Origin of the sequence: Lacinutrix jangbogonensis, assembly GCF_000797445.1 — a bacterium.
Lineage (GTDB): Bacteria > Bacteroidota > Bacteroidia > Flavobacteriales > Flavobacteriaceae > Lacinutrix > Lacinutrix jangbogonensis.
This window is the reverse complement of sequence record NZ_JSWF01000023.1, coordinates 20,206-38,991: the sequence shown is the minus strand read 5'-3', so window position 1 is coordinate 38,991 and position 18,786 is coordinate 20,206. Positions and strand designations below refer to the sequence as shown.

Here is an 18,786-nt window from a genome sequence, read left to right as displayed (position 1 = left end):
CTTTTTTTATTCTTAATGTGACGTGTACTTGCGAAGTGAATTTTTTATTTTGTGGCAATCTGTTTAATGTTTGCGTTGGTTTCAAGAGATTGCCGCGTCGTTGGTTCTTGCGATTATAAAGCTTTGTTTTAGTTTCTGTGTAGTTCTTTTAAACATTGAAGAATTTCCTTTTCTGACTCTTTTTCAAAGGAAAAGACATTGTTCTGTGATTACTCTCTTACTTTTAGCGATTAATTTAAAGAATATTGCGACTACTAACTGTTATTTTTACAAGTCTGAGTAAGCGACTGCATACTGCCAACTTAACACTGCCTAATCATTTACCCTTGAAAACCTTCACCGCCACCATAATTCCCACGTTGTTCACGTTTCTTTTTCTGGTTAAATCTATAAGTAAATGACAGGTTAAAACTACGTTCCCTCCATTGAAATTCACTTTCTGCATCAAAAGTTGGAGTAGTAGTGGATTGAATTCGTTTTCTACTATTAAATAAATCGTTAACGTTAAAAGCTATCGAAGCCTTTTCTTTAAATATATCTTTACTAAAAGCCATCGTTGTAGAAAACACACCCTGTCTTGTGTTTTGAGCATCTGCACTTGGGCCTCTATAATTTAAATTAGTTTGCCAATCGATATTTCCTGGTAATGTATATTTATTACTTACACGCGCAAACCAACTGTTATTGGTATTGTCTAAAGATAAACCGTTTGGAGTTGTACCTTTAATATCGTTTTGGAAGAAATTAAAGTTGCCATTTACGCGCCATTTTCTAGATGGATTATAAGTTAATGTAAACTCAAAACCATAACGGTCTTCGGTAGCCAAATTAATTGGTGTACGTTTAATAATTGGCAGCTCTTCGCCATTTACGTTTGCTGTTTCTCCAGTATCGAAACTGATATAACTAAAGCCATCTGTTGCATGAGAGTAATAGGTAGAAGCGTTAAACGTAAATTTTCCAAAACGTTTTATGTAACCTAAATCTAACTGTCCAGAATAACTAGGGTCTAAATCTGGATTACCTTGAAAAAAATTTGTGACACTATTTCTTGAAGGAAACGGGTTTAAAAAGTAACCTCTTGGTCTTCTAATACGTCTTGCATAACCTAAAGTTAAGCTTTCTTTTTCAGTAAACTCATAACTTAAATTGACTGTTGGAAACAAGCCAGTGAAGTTTTTTTTGTTTAATTCTCCGGTTGTAGGTTGATCGATGGTGATTCTTGTATTCTCTAATCTAAGGCCTAATAAAAACGAAAACTTATTAAATTTACTTCCATATTGCGTATAAATTGCATTGACGTATTGTTTAAAGTTTAATATATTGGTTAAGTCTAAATTCGTTTCGAAAGTACTGCTATTTTCATCAAAATTTGAAACATTAAAATCGGTTGTAGTGTTATCGAAATTACCTCTATAACCTGCTTCAAATTGGCTATTTTCTCCAATTGGCAAGACATAATCTGTTTGCAATAATATTTGACTTTGGTCCTCTAAAGTAGACACATTTTCTACGGCTACATTATCTACTGTAATTAGAGAGTTTTCATTCTCTTGGCTATCTTCATATTGAAAATCGAAAGAAAGCGTATGCCCACTTTCTTTATAATTTTTTTGAAAATTTAAAGCATACTGAACCGTTTTATCATCTTCGGTCTCAGGGTCTAAACGTGTGGTTGTAGATAATAGATTTCTATTACTATCATACTGATTTAAAATATTGGTATTTAAATCTTCATCTTTACTATTTCTATATAAAATTGAAGTCGTTAAAGAAGCCGAATCGTCCACATACCATTCTACACCAAAATTAGAGGTCAGGCCTTTTCTTTGTCTATCGTAAGTATTGGCTTCATCTAAAAAATTACCTGTAGATTTATATTGTGTTGATGAAGATGAATTTCCCGGAGCTTCTCTATAGCTATAACCAGAAGTGTTAAAAATATTGACGTTTCCAGTTCTATAATTTACATTTCCATTTATTCCAGCTGAAGGATTATAACCTACATTAGTAGTAATAGCACCATTTAAGCCTTGTAACTTACTACGACGTAAAATAATATTTATTATTCCACCTGTTCCTTCGGCATCGTATCTGGCTGAAGGCGATGTAATAACTTCAACTTTCTCAATAGATTCTGCGGGAAGTTGACGTAAAGCATCTGTAGAATTTAAACCAACTAATCCTGATGGTTTGCCGTTGATTAAAATACGCACATTATCATTTCCACGTAACGCAACATTGCCTTCCACATCTACAGAAACTGAAGGGACGTTATCTAAAACATCACTAACAGTGCCTCCTCTAACGGTTAAATCTTTACCGACATTATATATTTTTTTATCAAGTTTAATTTCTACCGTTGTTTTTTCGGCAATAAGTTCTACTTCTTCTAAAGTTGTAGCGTCTTCAATAAGATATAACGTCCCAAAATCGTAAGATTTATCAATTACTTTATTGCTAATAGTTACTTTTTCGAAGCTAATAAACTCAAAAGATACATTGTAAGTTCCTGCATTAATAGTAAAGTTAAATTCGCCTTTTTCGTTAGCAGTTCCGCCAGTAATTATTTTTCCATCATTAGGATTAGAAACTACAACAGTTGCCCATTCTAAAGGTATATTAGTATCCTGCTCTAGAATTTTCCCTGTAACAATAACTTCTTTTTGAGCTGAAGCAAAGAATGAAGAAAAAAGGATTAAAAAAGTTGTAATTATTACTCTATACATATCTTAAGGTTTAAAATATAAGATTGCAAAAATAGCCTAAGGTTTAAATGTGTTTGGTTAAAGGTTTGTTAAATAAAAATGCCTTGTAAAGTTACAAGGCATAATGTTTATATAATGATATTTAAAATGAGTTCTGGTGGTCTGCCAATTACTGCTTGATTGCCGTTTACAACAATTGGTCGTTCAATAAGTTTTGGGTGTTCAAGCATTGCATTAATAATAGCATCATTGCTAAGGTCTTTGTTTTTAAACTCAGATTTCCAAATGGCTTCGTTTTTTCTTATTAAGTCAATAGGCTCAATGTTTAGCATCTTAATAAGTTGATTTAACTCTTTTTTAGTGGGTACATTTTCTAAGTATTTTACAATTTCAAAGTCTTTACCAGAGTTTTCTAAAATTTCTAATCCGCAACGCGATTTACTGCAACGGTTGTTATGGTATATTTTAATCATGGGAAGTTGTTTTTTTTATTTCAGTAAAAGAGGAAAGCTTGTTATTTGCACATTACAGTGTATTAGTTTCTGTTGTTTGTTGTCCCATCATCATTAAATAAGCTTTTAGAAATGGCGTAATATCTCCATCCATAACGGCATCTACATTTCCTGTTTCGTGAGCAGATCTAACATCTTTTACTAATTTATAAGGATGCATAACGTAATTTCTAATTTGGCTTCCCCATTCAATTTTCATTTTCCCGGCTTCAATATCTTCACGTTGTGCCAATTGTTTTTGTAACTCAATTTCGTAAAGTTGAGATTTTAACATCTGCATTGCTCTAGATCTGTTATCGTGTTGCGATCTTGTTTCGCTACAAGAAATCTGTATTCCAGAAGGTTTGTGTGTTAATTGTACTTTGGTTTCTACCTTATTAACATTTTGTCCACCAGCGCCACTAGAACGCGCAGTTACAATTTCTATATCTGCAGGGTTTATTTCTATTTCGATAGAGTCGTCTACTAATGGATATACATAAACCGAAGCAAAACTTGTGTGTCGTTTTGCATTACTATCAAAAGGAGAAATACGTACTAATCTATGGACACCATTTTCACCTTTAAGCCAACCAAAAGCATAATCGCCTTCAATTTCTATAGTAACTGTTTTTATTCCTGCATCACCACCAGCTTGAAAGTTAAGTTCTTTTACTTTAAAGCCATTTTTTTCGGCATACATTAAATACATACGCATAAGCATTTCTGCCCAATCGCAACTCTCTGTACCACCAGCTCCAGCGGTGATTTGAAGTACAGCACTTAGGCTGTCGCCTTCTTCAGAAAGCATATTTTTAAATTCTAAATCTTCAATTAAAGTTTGGGCCTTTATATAACGGTTTTCAACGTCTGTAGCAGTCGCTTCATCTTCTTTAAAAAAATCGTAAATAACTTCTAAATCTTCAATATGTGTGTTAGCAGAATTGTAATCTTCAACCCATTTTTTCTTTACACGAAGAGATTTCATTATTATTTCGGCAGTTTTAGAGTCATTCCAAAAATCGGGCGAAAAGGTTTGTTCTTCTTCATTACTAATTTCTATAAGTTTGGCATCTATGTCAAAGATATTGCCTTAACTTGGTAAGGCGTTGTGAGAGATCCTTAATTTGATCTTGTGTTATCATTATATGTGTGTTTAAAACAAAAATAGAATTTATAGTACGATATGGAAATTATTACTCAGTTATTTTATAGTTTTATGCAGAAAAATATGAGATATGAAATGTGCTGCAATAAAAAATGTTTCAAATAGAAATATTTAGTAGCGAATTCGATCTTAAAATTATAGTAACAAAAAAGTAATACATGAAAATTGATTTAAGAAGTGATACAATAACCAAGCCGTCTAAAGGCATGCTAAATGCAATGATGCAGGCTAAAGTTGGTGATGATGTTTATAAAGAAGATGAAACCGTAAACGCACTTGAAGCTCGAGTTGCCAAATTATTTGGTAAATCTCACGCTTTATTTTTCCCTAGTGGAACGATGGCTAACCAAACGGCAATAAAACTACATACCAATCCTGGCGATCAAGTTATTTGCGATAAATATGCACATATTTATAATTACGAAGGCGGAGGAGCATCCTTTAATAGTGGAGTGTCCTGTAAACTCATAGATGGAGAAAGAGGCATGTTCACTGCAAAACAGGTTGAAGACGCTATAAATCCTCCAGATTTTTACCACAGCCCGTTAACCACATTAGTAGAAATTGAAAACACAACTAATAAAGGAGGAGGAGCCTGTTGGGATTTTAAGGAGTTGCAAAAAATTAAAAAGGTGTGTACTGCTAATAATTTGGGCTTCCATTTAGATGGAGCACGATTATGGAATGCTTTGGTTGCTAAGGAAGAAACAGCAAAAGATTATGGTGAACTATTCGATACTATTTCTGTTTGTTTTAGTAAAGGATTAGGCTGTCCAGTTGGTTCCGTATTAATAGGAGATGAACATTTAATGCAAAACGCTATAAGAATTAGAAAAATTCTTGGAGGAGGCATGCGACAAGTTGGTTTTCTTGCTGCTGCAGGATTATATGCTTTAGACCATAATATTGAAATGCTAAAAGAAGACCATAAAAAAGCAAAAGAAATAGCAATTGTTTTAGAAAAAGCATCCTATATAAATAAAGTAGAAACCGTAGAAACTAATATTGTAATCTTTACTTTAAACGATAAATATGGAGATGAAGCGTTTTTAGAACTATTAAAAAACAAGAATATTCATATTAGTAATATGGGACAAGGGAAGCTAAGAATAGTAACACATTTGGACTATACTTCTGAAATGCATGATAGTTTATTAAATGTTTTAAACCTGTTGTAGTCTATTATGATTGTTTATAACTCAGTAATTTTTAGAATAAAAAAAAGCCTCATTCAACTATAAGTTGAGTGAGGCTTTTTGAATAATGTTACTTTCGAAAACTAAACGAAATTTGTAACTTATTTAAATAGATCCATACCTGGAATATTTGGCATTCCATCCTTTGTTACTGCAGCCAATTCGGCTTCGTTAATTTGAGTCGCCTTTTCAATAGCTTTATTCAAAGTAATAATTAAATAATCTTCTAATTGTTCTTTATCTTCCAAAAGAGAATTATCTATAGTAATAGCTTTTATAGTCCTATTAGCTGTTAAAGCTACTTTTAATAATCCATCGTTACTTTGTTCATTTACTAAAACAGTGTTTAGTCTTGCTTTAGTTTCTTCTACCTTTTGCTGGGTTTCTTTTAGTTTACCCATCATTCCTGCTAAATCTCCAAACATAATTTTTTTATTGAGTTCATTTTATTGCAAATTTATAAAATTCAATAATTAATAACCAATTTAATATCTATTGAAAAATCGGATACTTTTATTAGCTTTAAGTTTTACTTTTGCTTTATGTAAAATGAATTTGTCTGCAATAGTATTCATATTTATAACGCATAATCCTGTAAACAAAACTAAAACATGTTAGAATCAACAGTAGCAGTTAATCCACCAATTGCAAAAAAAACAGTAAAGACTCTTGAAAAGCATAACGATGTTCGCATCGATAATTATTTCTGGATGAATAATAGAGAAGATCAAGACGTGATAGATCATTTAAATTCCGAAAATGATTATACAAAGACGGTTTTAAAGCATACAGAAGCGTTTCAAAAAGACCTTTTTGAGGAAATGAAAGGGAGAATAAAAGAAGATGATAGTTCTGTGCCATACAAGTTAAATGGCTATTGGTACATTACTAAATTTGAAAAGGGCAAGGATTATCCTATTTACAGTAGAAAAAAAGAAACCTTAGAAGCTTCCGAAGAAATCATTTTTGATTGTAACGAAATGGCTAAAGGACACTCTTATTTTAAGTTAGGAGGAATTTCTATTAGTCCAGATAATACAATGGCGAGTTTTACTGTTGATACAGTTAGTAGAAGACAATATACACTTCAAATTAAGAGTTTGAAGACCGGTGAGATTTTTTCTGATAAAATTGAAAACACTACAGGAAGTTCTACTTGGGCTAACGATAATAACACGCTATTTTATACCAAGAAAGATGAAGTTACCTTGCGATCTAATAAAATCTATAAACATAAATTAAATACAGAAGAAGCAAATGATGTTCTAGTTTTTAATGAAACCGATGATACCTTTAATTCATTTGTATACAAAACAAAATCTAAAAAGTATATTGTTATTGGCTCATCGAGTACATTAACTTCAGAATATAGAATCTTAAACGCAGATACTCCAGATGGAGTATTCAAAGTATTTCAAGAAAGAGAACGCGAATTAGAATACTCAATTGCACATTATAAGGATAGCTTCTATGTTATTACCAATAAGGATAATGCAACTAATTTTAAGCTTCAAAAAACTTCAGAAAACAACACTTTAAAAGAAAATTGGAAAGATGTTTTACCACATCGAAAAGAAGTTTTGCTTGAAGATATTGAGATTTTTAAAGATTACCTAGTTGTTAACGAACGTGAAAACGGACTCAATAAAATTAGAATTATAAGTTGGGACGGCCAAGAAGATTACTATTTGTCATTTAACAACGAAACGTATACTGCAAGTTTAGGAAACAACCCAGATTTTAATAGTAATGCATTACGATACGGTTACAATTCATTAACAACACCAAGTTCTGTAATCGATTATAATTTTAAAACGAAGACAAAAACAATACAAAAAGAACAAGATGTTTTAGGAGGTAAATTTAATAAAGATAATTACGAATCTAAACGTATTTGGGCAACGGCAAGAGATGGCGTTAAAGTACCATTGTCGATAGTTTATAAAAAAGGTATAGAATTAAACGGAAAAAATCCTGTGTTGCAATATTCTTATGGCTCTTATGGATCTACAATAGATCCCTATTTTTCTACTATAAGATTAAGTTTATTGGATAGAGGATTTATTTATGCAATTGCACATATAAGAGGAGGAGAGTATTTAGGTCGAGAATGGTACGAGAATGGTAAATTACTCTCAAAGATGAATACGTTTACAGACTTTATTGACTGTTCTAAATTTTTAATTAAAGAAAATTACACTTCACCAGAACATTTATATGCAATGGGCGGAAGCGCAGGAGGCCTATTAGTGGGAGCTGTAATTAACCTTAATCCAGAATTATATAATGGTGTCATTGCAGCAGTTCCCTTTGTAGATGTTGTAACCACTATGTTAGACGATACCATTCCATTAACCACAGGAGAATATGACGAATGGGGAAACCCAAATGATAAAAAATATTACGATTATATGAAGTCGTATTCTCCATATGATAATATTGCCTATAAAAACTATCCAAACCTTTTAGTAACAACTGGTTTGCATGATTCTCAAGTTCAATATTTTGAACCAGCAAAATGGGTAGCGAAATTAAGAGAATATAAAATAGACACGAATAAATTATTATTTCATATCGATATGGAAGCTGGACATGGAGGTGCTTCTGGACGATTTGAGAGTTTAAAAGAAGTCGCTCTAGAATATGCGTTTTTACTTGATTTAGAAGGAATTATCAGTTAAAAAAAAAAACTGTATTTTTGCATCGTTTTATGTAACATTTAATTAAACTAAAGTAACAGAATAAGTATTGTTTATGGTAAACGAAAAACAAGTTTTTGATAATGTATTAGACCTAGTTGGCAATACACCAATGATAAGACTTAAAAAAATGACTTCGGAGTTTAAAGGTGACTTTTTAGCTAAAGTAGAAGCTTTTAACCCAGGACACTCGTCTAAAGACAGAATTGCATTATATATTATTGAACAAGCAGAAAAGCAAGGTATACTAAAACCTGGCGACACTATTATAGAAACTACTTCTGGAAACACAGGATTTAGTATTGCCATGGTTAGTGTTATTAAGGGTTACGATTGTATTTTGGCAGTAAGTTCAAAGTCTTCACCAGATAAAATCGATATGCTTAAAAACATGGGCGCAAAAGTTTATGTTTGTCCAGCAAATGTAAGCGCAGACGATCCTAGGTCTTATTATCAGGTAGCAAAAAGATTACATGATGAAATGAAAGGCTCGGTTTATATTAACCAATATTTCAATCAGTTAAATATAGATGCACATTACGCTTCTACGGGTCCTGAAATATGGAATCAGACAGAAGGTAAAATTACGCATCTAGTAGCTTGTAGTGGAACAGGAGGAACTATTTCTGGGACTGCGAAATATTTAAAAGAACAAAATCCAAACATAAAAATTATAGGTGTTGATGCTTTTGGTTCGGTATTAAAAAAATTCCATGAAACTAAGGAGTTTGATGAGAAAGAAATTTATCCTTATCGCATTGAAGGTTTGGGAAAAAACTTAATACCTACTGCAACAGATTTTGATGCTATTGATAAGTTTATTAAAGTTACAGATGAAGAAAGTGCACATACAGCAAGAGAAATCGCGAAAACGGAAGGTCTCTTTGTAGGGTATACATCTGGAGCAGCTATGCAAGCCTTAAAGCAATTAGATGCTGATGGTGAGTTTAAAGACACAGATACAATAGTTGTTATTTTTCCAGATCATGGATCACGCTATATGAGTAAGATTTATAGTGATAAATGGATGAGTGAACAGGGCTTTTTTGATAGTAAAAATTTAGAAGCTGCAGAGCGTATACAATATATTAAATAAGAGATTTATATAGGCAACAATCAAGCTGGTAACTGTAAAAAGGAATCAGCTTTTTTTTATGTTAATAAGAGATTGCAAAAATGTTATGCCAAAAACTGAGAATTGCGTAATTTTGTATTCTCTAAACTAATTAAGTACAGATGAAAGATTTATTTGCAAAAATATATAAGGATAAAGGGCCATTAGGAAAATGGGCTGAGCAGGCTGAAGGTTATTTTGTTTTTCCAAAGTTAGAAGGACAGATTTCTAACCGAATGAAATTTCAAGGTAAAGACGTTATTACATGGAGTATTAACGATTACTTAGGTTTAGCAAATCACCCAGAAGTTCGTAAAGTAGATGCAGAAGCTGCTGCAGAATATGGATCAGCTTACCCAATGGGAGCACGTATGATGTCTGGTCACACAGAAATGCATGAGAAACTTCAAAATGAATTAGCAGAATTTGTGAGTAAAGAAGCTGCTTATTTATTGAATTTTGGATACCAAGGTATCATGTCTACAATAGATGCATTGGTTGCTAAAGATGATATTATTGTTTACGATGTAGATTCTCACGCTTGTATTATTGATGGTGTGCGTTTACACATGGGAAAACGTTTTACTTATAAGCATAACGATATTGAAAGTTTAGAGAAAAATTTAGAACGTGCTACTAAAATGGCAGAGACAACTGGAGGTGGAATTCTTGTAATTTCTGAAGGTGTTTTTGGTATGCGTGGTGAACAAGGACGTTTAAAAGAAATTGTAGCGCTTAAACAGAAATTTAATTTTAGATTTCTAGTAGATGACGCCCATGGTTTTGGAACTTTAGGAGCTACAGGAGCAGGAGCAGGAGAAGAACAAGGTATTCAAGATGATATTGATGTTTATTTTGCAACTTTTGCTAAATCTTTAGCGAGTACAGGTGCCTTTATTGCTGGCGATAAAGAGATAATGGATTATTTAAAATATAATCTACGTTCTCAAATGTTTGCAAAGTCATTACAAATGACTTTAACAGTAGGAGCATTAAAGCGTTTAGATATGTTACGTACTATGCCAGAGTTAAAGCAAAACTTATGGAAAATTGTTGATGCATTACAGTCTGGATTAAAAGAAAGAGGATTCGATATTGGTTCAACAACAAGTTGTGTAACACCAGTATATCTTAATGGGAGTATTCCTGAAGCCATGGCTTTAGTTAGAGATTTACGTGAGAATTACGGTATTTTCTGTTCTATAGTAGTATATCCTGTAATACCAAAAGGATTAATTTTATTACGTATGATTCCTACTGCAACTCATACAATACAAGATGTTACCGAAACTTTAGATGCTTTTGATGCGATTAGAACGCGTTTAGAAAATGGAACATATAAAAGAATGTCTGCTGCTTTAATTAAGGCAATGGGAGAATAGTTTTCTATTTAAACTTATTATAAACAAAAAATCATTCTTTCGAATTGGATTTTTTTTGTGAGTCTTAGTTTTTAATACACTATTATGTGATTTTTTTTCTATACGTTTTCCTACGTTTAATAACAACAGGAAAAAAGTGTTTCCAAATTTTTTGTATCGCTTCATTGTCTTCTAACTCTGGTGTTCTATAACAATCGATAATCCCTTTCTTAGTAAAAGTTTCATAGTACTCGTTAAAAATAACAGCATGAACACCCTTGTTTAAGTAATCTGGATGTACTCCAATTAAATAGAATACCACATCTTTACTCGTTTTTTTAGCTTTCAATAATTTAGCAAAACCAAGCGGGAATAATTTGCCATTCATTTCTTGTAAAGTGTGAGCAAATCTTGGCATTACAATAGCAAATGCTACCATGTTATCGTTTTCATCGACAACAAATTTTATATACTCTGGATTTATAAAAGAAATAAATTTCTTTTTAAAATAGTCTTTCTGAATATCTGTTATTTCAACGAAAGAAGATAATTTACCGTAAGACGCATTAAACAGATCAAACATCTTATCTGCATAAGGCATAACTTCAGATGTTTTAGTAAGCTGGAGCGCCTTCAGTTTATAACGTCGTTTAATTAGTTCTTGTGCTTTTTTGAAAAATATAGGTTTAACGTTTTCAAATGGAAACTTGCTTTCAGAATAACTTTTTTCTATCGCATAACCTAGAGCTTCGTAATGACTAACATAATACTCGTGATTATACCACGTAATCATATTGCTGATTTGGTCGAAACCATCGGTCATAACTCCAACTTTATCTAAGTTAGAAAACCCAACAGGACCTTCTGTATATTCTAGATTATGTTGTTTTCCAATTTTATTTACTTCATTTAAAAGGGCTTTAGAAACTTCTAAGTCGTCAATAAAATCGAACCAACCAAAACGCATTTTAAGCTGCTTTTGGTTTTTAACTTCTAACCAATTTATAATTGCAGCAACACGACCAACAAGTTCTCCGTCTTTATAAGCAAGAATTAATGTAGCTTCTGCATCATTAAAAATAGGGTTCTTGTCTCTGTTAAAAGTTTCTATTTCTTGGCTAATAATAGGAGGAACCCAATATTTGGAATCCTTATAAAGCGAAAACGGAAATTTAACAAAGGCTTTTAGGTCTTTTTTAGTAGTGGCTATTTTTATTGTAATCATATATATTAATCGTCATCAAAGTCAATATCCTGAGTTTCTTTTTTGCGTTTGTTGTCATCATCAGGAGAATCATCATCACCTTTGTTTTTCTTTTTGCGTTTTTTGTTAGCTTTACGTTCTGCTTCTTCTTCGACAGAAGTACCATTATCAATTTGTGGATCTTTATGAAAATCTAAACGGTAAGACACACCAAAATTAAGATTAAATACAGATGGTGTGTCTTTAGTATTAAAGGTTAAGGCCGTATCCAACTGAAGGTTTCTTCCCCAAAGATAAGCGCCTCCAAATCTAAAAAGGTTGTCTGCATAAAAATCACTTTGAATGCCTTGAGTTTCACCAAATAAGATCCATTGTTCATTAATGGCTCTTGTTAAAGTAAGAATGTATTGAAAATCTGAAAAATCAGTTCCTATTCTGTCTTTTGAAAAATTCATTACAAGAACCCAACCACTAGCAAAGTTATTTTGAGTTGCAATCATTACTTTTGGACTAAAGCCTTCAACTCCAGGAGCTGTATAAGGGTTGTCTTTAGTATCAAAATTTGCTCCAACATAAACAGCAACAGCAGGAATTAAATTTTTCCATTTAAAACGCTTATTATCGTGAAAACTAATAATATTTGGTTTTTCTTCTTCTGCATTTTTATAGGGATCGTAAACCAGATATTTTGCACCAAGCGTTAAATTTTTAAAATTAGAACGTTTTGAGTCTGAAGAAATAGCAGACCTGGAATCTGTTCGTGTATCATTTTGGTAAATACCTTCTATATTAATCTCTAATTGAGGAAATAGTAACCCATAACGAGCAGCAAAATCAACTCCAAAACCAGAAACATCGTACTTTAAAGGTGTGTGCTCTTCTTTTACAGTATAGGGACCAACTTCAAACTGAGCAACATTTGTACCAACAGAAAATGCAGACCTAGAAACACCTGGACGATTAGAATTAATAACTTCGGTGTATTGAGCTTGCGCTGTTAAACCAGCAATACACAACATAATTGTTAAATAGGTTTTATTTAAAAACATAAGTTTTAGGTTTAGCTTCAAATATAGAGATTTTATATTTTTTTTAAGTAAATAAATCTGAAATTACTCTATAAGATTTGTATTTTTGTAATTAATTTTTTTAGATTATTATTTTGAGAATATTATTTACAATATTATTGATATATTTTGGAATTAAAATTCTTTCAAAATATTTTGGACCATTAATTCTAAAGTATTTCACAAAGAAAGCGACAGAACGTTTTGGCGGTCAGTTTCGTGATTTTGGAAACCAAAAACAACAGCAACCTCAGAAAAAAGAAGGTGAAATCTCGATAGATAAAATACCTAAAAATAAATCTTCAAACAAAACGGTTGGTGAATATGTAGATTACGAAGAAATTGATTAATTTTCGGTTTTAAGAATTATTATATTATTTATGCAATCAACTTTAAAAAAAATCTTGCCACACATACTTGTGTTTGTAGGGTTTATGATACTTTCTTTAGCCTATTTTAGTCCTGTATTACAAGGAAAACAAATATTGCAAAGTGATATTTTGCAATATAAAGGTATGGCTAAGCAGCAACTCGATTTTAAAGCCAAAACTGGCGAAGAAGCGTATTGGACAAATAGTGCGTTTGGTGGTATGCCAACCTATCAATTAGGAGCAAGATATCCTTATACTTATATAAAAAGTCTAGATTTGGGACTTCGTTTTTTACCGCGACCTGCAGATTATCTTTTCCTATATTTTGTTGGTTTATATATTTTATTATTATGCTTAAAGATTGATTACAAACTAGCTATACTTGGCGCTTTGGCCTTTGGTTTCTCTACATATCTCATTATAATTATAGGTGCAGGACATAATAGTAAAGCACACGCTATTGCTTATATGCCTTTGGTTTTAAGCGGAATAATTCTAACGTTTAGAAAAAAATACATTCTTGGTTTTATTGTTACCGCATTGGCTATGGGCTTAGAACTTGTAGCAAATCATTTTCAAATGACGTATTATTTAATGTTTTTAGTCATTATTATAGGAATTGTTTATTTAATTGATGCTTATAAGAAAAAAGTATTGCCTCACTTTTTTAAAGCTGTTGGTATTCTATTAGCTGCTGTTATACTCGCTATTGGTTTAAACGCAACTAATATTATGGCCACGCAAGAATACGTTAAAGAAAGTACGCGTAGCAAATCTGAATTAACTATAAACCCAGACGGCTCTCCAAGAAAAGAAATTAGTTCTGGCTTAGTTAAATATAAAATAACAGAGTATAGTTATGGTTATTGGGAAACATTCAACTTATTTATACCACGGTTTTTAGGTGGTGGAATGCGAGAAGATTTAGGTAAGGAGTCTGCTTTTTATAAATTTTATAGAAGTAGAAATGTACCACCTTATGAAGCTTCTGAAGCAGCTAAAGTAATTCCAACTTATTGGGGAGACCAACCCATTGTAGAAGCTCCAGCTTATATTGGAGCAGTTGTATTATTTTTATTTGTTTTTGCATTATTTATAGTAAAGGGCAGATTGAAATGGTGGTTAGTTTCATGTTCAATATTAGCATTATTGCTATCCTATGGGAAGAACTTTGGTTTACTAACAGACTTCTTTATTAATTATGTGCCTTTATATGATAAATTTAGGGCAGTTACTTCAATTCAAGTACTATTAGAGTTATGTGTTCCTCTTTTAGCTGTTTTTGGATTAGCGAGATTATTTAATGATTATGAGAAGAATGAAAACAAGCAAAAAGCTTTAAAATACGCTACACTAATTACTTCTGGATTATGTGTGTTATTTTTAATCTTTAGGTATACAGGAACTTTATTAAGTTTTGAAGGTATAAGAGATGCAAATTGGGCAGAAGTAAGAGGTCAAGATTTTGTTGATGCTATTGTAGCTGATAGGAAATCTATTTTCGTAAATGATACTTTACGTTCGTTAGTATTAGTATTACTTTCAGCAACTACGATTTATATGTTTTTAAAACAGAAGCTTTCTGATAATAAAGCTGTTATCGTCTTTGCGTTATTAATTGTTTTTGATTTAGTAGGAGTAGATAGACGTTATGTAAATACCGAAAACTTTGTATCGAGTAGAGAAGTACAAACACCATTTCAGCCTAACGAAGCAGATAAATTAATTTTGAGTGAGCCAGGTCATTTTAGAGTGTACGATGTAAGTTCTGGTGGAGGACGAGCTATTTCTCAAAAAGTGGATGATATGACAAATGGAGGAAATTCGGCACCTTATTTTCATAATACAATTAATGGATATCATGCCGCTAAGCCTAAACGTTTTGATGAGCTTTCGGATTTCTATGAGTTTACAAGACATATAGAAATACTTAACATGCTAAATGTTAAATATATAATTAGTGAAGATGAAAGTAATGAATCTTATCCTTTTTTAAATTCTGATATTAATGGAAATGCTTGGTTTGTAGAAACATTGACAGCGCTAAATTCAGCAGACGAAGAAATAGTGTCTCTAGCAGATTTGAATACTAAAAAAGATGCTGTAACTACAGATTATCTTTCTGTAGATTTTATAAAAAACAAGTTTATAGTAGATTCTTTAGCATCAATTAAAGTTACAGAATATCAACCAAACTATATAAAGTATGAATCTGAAAACAAAAACGATGGTTATGCCGTGTTTTCAGAAATGTACTATAAAAACGGTTGGGATGTATATATAGATAATCAAAAATCAAATTATAATCGCGTAGATTACCTTTTACGAGGCATGGAAATTCCTAAAGGAAACCATGTTGTAGAATTTAAATTTGAACCACAAGTTGTAAAAACAGGAAGTTCTATAACTTTAGCAAGTTCAATTATATTTATGTTAATAGTTTTAGGAGGTTTGTTTTTTAATTTTAGAAGAAAGCAATAAATATTAGTCCTATCAGTATAAGGAAACGATCTGTAAATTTTAATATTTGGTTCCAAAGCTCTGCCAGAAACAACCCAAATGCATAAAAAAAAGTTTTAATCATTGTTTATTATTGGCCACCTGCAGGAGGCCCTGGTGTGCAACGTTGGTTGAAATTTGTAAAATATTTACCTCAATTTGGTGTTGAGCCCATTGTTTATCATCCATCTAATCCTATTTATCCACAAATAGATAATAGTTTGTTAGATGAATTACCAAGTAATATAACAACACTTAAACAACCGATAAGCGAACCCTATAAACTTGCTAGCTTTTTCTCTAAAAATTCTACCAAAACTATTAGTAAAGGTATTTTTCCAGAAGAAAAAAAGCAAACTTTAGTTCAAAAGGCAATGCTTTTTGTCCGTGGCAACTTTTTTATTCCAGATGCTAGAAAAAATTGGATAAATCCTTCGGTGAGATATTTGTCAAGTTATGTTAAAGAGCATGGGATAGACACTATAATTACAACTGGTCCACCACATAGCTTACATATTATTGGTTTAAGATTAAAACAAAACCTGAATGTTAATTGGATTGCCGATTTTAGAGACCCTTGGACAACAATTGGTTACCATAAACAATTAAAGTTAACTCAGGTAGCTAAAAAGATACACAAAAAACTTGAAAGCGAAGTGCTCAATAATGCAGATACTGTTATTGTTACAAGTAACGTCACTAAAAAAGAGTTTCAAAGGTTAACCCAGAAACCAATTGAAGTGATTACAAATGGTTATGATGTAGAAACCAATAGTTGTAAAGTATTAGATAAACAATTTACTTTAGCCCATATAGGTTCGTTTTTATCTCAACGTAATCCAGAAATTTTATGGCAAGCATTACAAGAATTAGTTTCAGAAAACAAAGATTTTGAAAAACACTTTAGACTTAATTTAATTGGATTAGTTGGAGCAGAAATTATTAAATCAATAGAGAAATATAGTTTAACTAAATATTTAAATAATATAGGATATGTTTCACATATTGAATCTATTATATATCAAAAGAAATCACAAGTTTTATTATTGGTAGAAATAGATTCTGAAGATACTAAAGCTATTATTCCTGGAAAATTGTTTGAGTACATGGTTTCTAATAGACCTATAATTGCTATTGGACCTTCTGGCTCTGATGTCGAGAATATAATTAATAAAACGAATACAGGCGATTATTTTTATTATGATGCTTTGAATACATTAAAAATGAAAATCTCAACTCATTTTGAAGCTTATAAAAATGGAAATCTAAAAGTAAACCCAATAGGAGTATACCAATATAGTAGAGAGAATTTAACAAAAAATTTATCGAAGGTGATACTAAATTAATAGATTTTTGGAATTTTAAAGTATGGGAATTGTAATTAAACAGTCTATTCAAAACACTATCACAACCTATTTAGGTTTTGGTATTGGTGCCATAAACACATTATTTCTCTATACCAATTTTTTAACCGATGAATATTATGGTTTAGTTGGATACTTGCTTTCTACAGCTAATGTTATGATGCCTTTTTTTATGTTTGGTGTTGGTAATACGATGGTTAAATTTTATTCGTCTTACAAAACTAAAAAACAGCAAAATAGTTTTTTAACATTAATGCTGTTTTTACCGTTACTAGCCATAATACCTATAGGTTTTATTGGTGTTATGGCTTATGAGTCTATTAGTAATTGGTTGTCTTCAGAGAATGCAATTATAAAAGATTACACTTACTTAATTTATATTATTGCCGTAGCAATGGCTTATTTTGAAGTGTTTTTTGCTTGGAGTAAAATTCATTTTAAGAGTGTATTTGGTAACGTAATGAAAGAGGTATTTCATCGGGTGTGCATATTCATATTACTTTTAGAAGTACATTATAAATTAATTACTGTAGAACAATTTATTATTGCGTTTGCAATAGTTTACATCGCTAGAATGTTGATAATGAAATTTTATGCTTTTAGTTTAAGATTTCCAAGACTCGATTTTAAATTTAATTTCGATGTTTCTTCAGTTTTAAAATATAGTTGCCTTATTATTATCGCTGGTTCTGTGGCTATGCTTATGCTTGATTTAGATAAAACAATGTTGGGTAAGTTTATTGAAATAAAGAACATAGCCTATTATAATGTAGCTACTTTTATAGCTATTGTAATTGCTGTTCCTGCTAGGGCGATGCATCAAATCACATATCCCTTAACTGCAAAGTTTATAAATGAGAATGACACTGTTTCACTTATAAAATTGTATGAGAAGTCTTCCATAACACTTGTTATAGTTAGCGGGTTGATTTTTACTTTAATTATTGTAAATGTCAATCAATTATACACCTTTTTACCAGTAGATTATAGTCAGGCTTTATTTGTAGTGATACTAATTTCAATTGTAAAGTTGATAGATAATCTTTTGGGTATTAATAACGCTATTATTTTTAATTCAAACTATTATAGAATTCTTCTCTTTTTTGGTGTGTTGATTATTATTGTAGCAGTCATTCTTAATTATATATTAATTCCTACTTATGGTATTAAAGGTGCAGCTTCAGCTACATTTTTCGCCTTGTTTTTATATGGTAGTTTAAAAGTATGGTATGTAAAGAAAAAATTTAATATGCATCCGTTTTCGGTAAATACATTGTATTCATTATTACTAATCTTTGTCCTATCAGTTTCATTTTACTTTTGGGAATTTAGTTTTCATCCTATTTTAAATATTCTTTTAAAGTCAGTTTTAGTAACTGCTATCTATGGTCTATTAGTCTATCGCTTTAGACTTTCAGAAGATATTACTTATATTCTTAATAAGTTTTTGAGACGATAGTATTGCTAAATTGAAATGCTATACCGAAAGATGAGAACAGCATAAAAAAAACCTGCTATTTGCTTTGGGAAGACAAGTAACAGGA

14 protein-coding genes are annotated in these 18,786 nt (G+C 31.3%); 8 read left to right on the top strand and 6 right to left on the bottom strand.

What is annotated here, in order from left to right:
- Positions 1-320: 320 nt before the first annotated feature.
- The 3 genes from RH82_RS06060 to prfB all read right to left on the bottom strand — a co-directional run bounded on the left by RH82_RS06060 (position 321) and on the right by prfB (position 4,344).
- A complete protein-coding gene (locus RH82_RS06060) occupies positions 321-2,729 on the bottom strand; it encodes an outer membrane beta-barrel family protein (protein WP_034059062.1) in 2,409 nt (802 codons plus the stop codon).
- 107 nt (positions 2,730-2,836) lie between these two features.
- Positions 2,837-3,181: an arsenate reductase (glutaredoxin) gene (gene arsC, locus RH82_RS06055; RefSeq protein ID WP_034059060.1), complete on the bottom strand. Its 345-nt coding sequence runs from the start codon at positions 3,179-3,181 to the stop codon at positions 2,837-2,839.
- 52 nt (positions 3,182-3,233) lie between these two features.
- Positions 3,234-4,344, bottom strand: a protein-coding gene (gene prfB, locus RH82_RS06050; RefSeq protein ID WP_156112427.1) for a peptide chain release factor 2 whose coding sequence is annotated in 2 segments (ribosomal slippage) — positions 3,234-4,280 and positions 4,282-4,344 — 1,110 coding nt in all. Because the reading frame shifts where the segments join, the coding sequence is not laid out codon by codon here.
- A 181-nt stretch (positions 4,345-4,525) separates the two neighbouring features.
- Here prfB and RH82_RS06045 point away from each other — a divergent pair.
- Positions 4,526-5,545 carry a threonine aldolase family protein gene (locus tag RH82_RS06045; RefSeq protein ID WP_034059058.1) on the top strand — a complete coding sequence of 340 codons (1,020 nt, stop codon included), beginning with the start codon at positions 4,526-4,528 and terminating at the stop codon, positions 5,543-5,545.
- A 119-nt stretch (positions 5,546-5,664) separates the two neighbouring features.
- Here RH82_RS06045 and RH82_RS06040 read toward each other — a convergent pair whose 3' ends face one another.
- Complete coding sequence (locus RH82_RS06040; RefSeq protein ID WP_034059056.1) at positions 5,665-5,988, bottom strand: YbaB/EbfC family nucleoid-associated protein; 324 nt, start codon at positions 5,986-5,988, stop codon at positions 5,665-5,667.
- A gap of 186 nt (positions 5,989-6,174) precedes the next feature.
- On the opposite strand from RH82_RS06040, the gene RH82_RS06035 reads away from it, so the two are divergent.
- From RH82_RS06035 to RH82_RS06025, 3 genes are all read left to right on the top strand, one after another.
- The gene (locus RH82_RS06035; protein ID WP_034059054.1) at positions 6,175-8,244 is read left to right on the top strand and encodes a S9 family peptidase; all 2,070 of its coding nucleotides are present in this window, start codon (positions 6,175-6,177) and stop codon (positions 8,242-8,244) included.
- Between the two features lie 73 nt (positions 8,245-8,317).
- Complete coding sequence (locus RH82_RS06030) at positions 8,318-9,358, top strand: PLP-dependent cysteine synthase family protein (RefSeq protein WP_034059053.1); 1,041 nt, start codon at positions 8,318-8,320, stop codon at positions 9,356-9,358.
- A 140-nt stretch (positions 9,359-9,498) separates the two neighbouring features.
- Positions 9,499-10,758 carry an aminotransferase class I/II-fold pyridoxal phosphate-dependent enzyme gene (locus RH82_RS06025; protein ID WP_034059052.1) on the top strand — a complete coding sequence of 420 codons (1,260 nt, stop codon included), beginning with the start codon at positions 9,499-9,501 and terminating at the stop codon, positions 10,756-10,758.
- Positions 10,759-10,840: 82 nt separating this feature from the next.
- Here RH82_RS06025 and RH82_RS06020 read toward each other — a convergent pair whose 3' ends face one another.
- Together RH82_RS06020 and RH82_RS06015 are read right to left on the bottom strand one after the other, a co-directional pair.
- A complete protein-coding gene (locus RH82_RS06020; protein ID WP_034059051.1) occupies positions 10,841-11,962 on the bottom strand; it encodes a hypothetical protein in 1,122 nt (373 codons plus the stop codon).
- Positions 11,963-11,967: 5 nt separating this feature from the next.
- Entirely contained in the window at positions 11,968-12,990 is a 1,023-nt protein-coding gene (locus RH82_RS06015; protein ID WP_034059050.1) for a transporter, read from the bottom strand.
- A gap of 113 nt (positions 12,991-13,103) precedes the next feature.
- On the opposite strand from RH82_RS06015, the gene RH82_RS06010 reads away from it, so the two are divergent.
- The 4 genes from RH82_RS06010 (at position 13,104) to RH82_RS05995 (ending at position 18,701) form a co-directional block, all read left to right on the top strand.
- Positions 13,104-13,358: a DUF4834 family protein gene (locus tag RH82_RS06010; protein ID WP_316930900.1), complete on the top strand. Its 255-nt coding sequence runs from the start codon at positions 13,104-13,106 to the stop codon at positions 13,356-13,358.
- Positions 13,359-13,388: 30 nt separating this feature from the next.
- Entirely contained in the window at positions 13,389-15,860 is a 2,472-nt protein-coding gene (locus RH82_RS06005; protein WP_034059046.1) for a YfhO family protein, read from the top strand.
- A 98-nt stretch (positions 15,861-15,958) separates the two neighbouring features.
- Positions 15,959-17,224: a glycosyltransferase gene (locus RH82_RS06000; protein WP_034059044.1), complete on the top strand. Its 1,266-nt coding sequence runs from the start codon at positions 15,959-15,961 to the stop codon at positions 17,222-17,224.
- Between the two features lie 22 nt (positions 17,225-17,246).
- Entirely contained in the window at positions 17,247-18,701 is a 1,455-nt protein-coding gene (locus tag RH82_RS05995) for an oligosaccharide flippase family protein (protein WP_034059043.1), read from the top strand.
- Positions 18,702-18,786: the final 85 nt, after the last annotated feature.

Coding starts and splice junctions, on each gene's coding strand:
- RH82_RS06040 (WP_034059056.1), bottom strand. CDS start 5,988: ATGTTTGGAGATTTAGCAGGAATGATGGGTAAACTAAAAGAAACCCAG.
- RH82_RS05995 (WP_034059043.1), top strand. CDS start 17,247: ATGGGAATTGTAATTAAACAGTCTATTCAAAACACTATCACAACCTAT.
- RH82_RS06030 (WP_034059053.1), top strand. CDS start 8,318: ATGGTAAACGAAAAACAAGTTTTTGATAATGTATTAGACCTAGTTGGC.
- RH82_RS06015 (WP_034059050.1), bottom strand. CDS start 12,990: ATGTTTTTAAATAAAACCTATTTAACAATTATGTTGTGTATTGCTGGT.
- RH82_RS06045 (WP_034059058.1), top strand. CDS start 4,526: ATGAAAATTGATTTAAGAAGTGATACAATAACCAAGCCGTCTAAAGGC.
- arsC (WP_034059060.1), bottom strand. CDS start 3,181: ATGATTAAAATATACCATAACAACCGTTGCAGTAAATCGCGTTGCGGA.
- RH82_RS06025 (WP_034059052.1), top strand. CDS start 9,499: ATGAAAGATTTATTTGCAAAAATATATAAGGATAAAGGGCCATTAGGA.
- RH82_RS06005 (WP_034059046.1), top strand. CDS start 13,389: ATGCAATCAACTTTAAAAAAAATCTTGCCACACATACTTGTGTTTGTA.
- RH82_RS06035 (WP_034059054.1), top strand. CDS start 6,175: ATGTTAGAATCAACAGTAGCAGTTAATCCACCAATTGCAAAAAAAACA.
- RH82_RS06020 (WP_034059051.1), bottom strand. CDS start 11,962: ATGATTACAATAAAAATAGCCACTACTAAAAAAGACCTAAAAGCCTTT.
- RH82_RS06060 (WP_034059062.1), bottom strand. CDS start 2,729: ATGTATAGAGTAATAATTACAACTTTTTTAATCCTTTTTTCTTCATTC.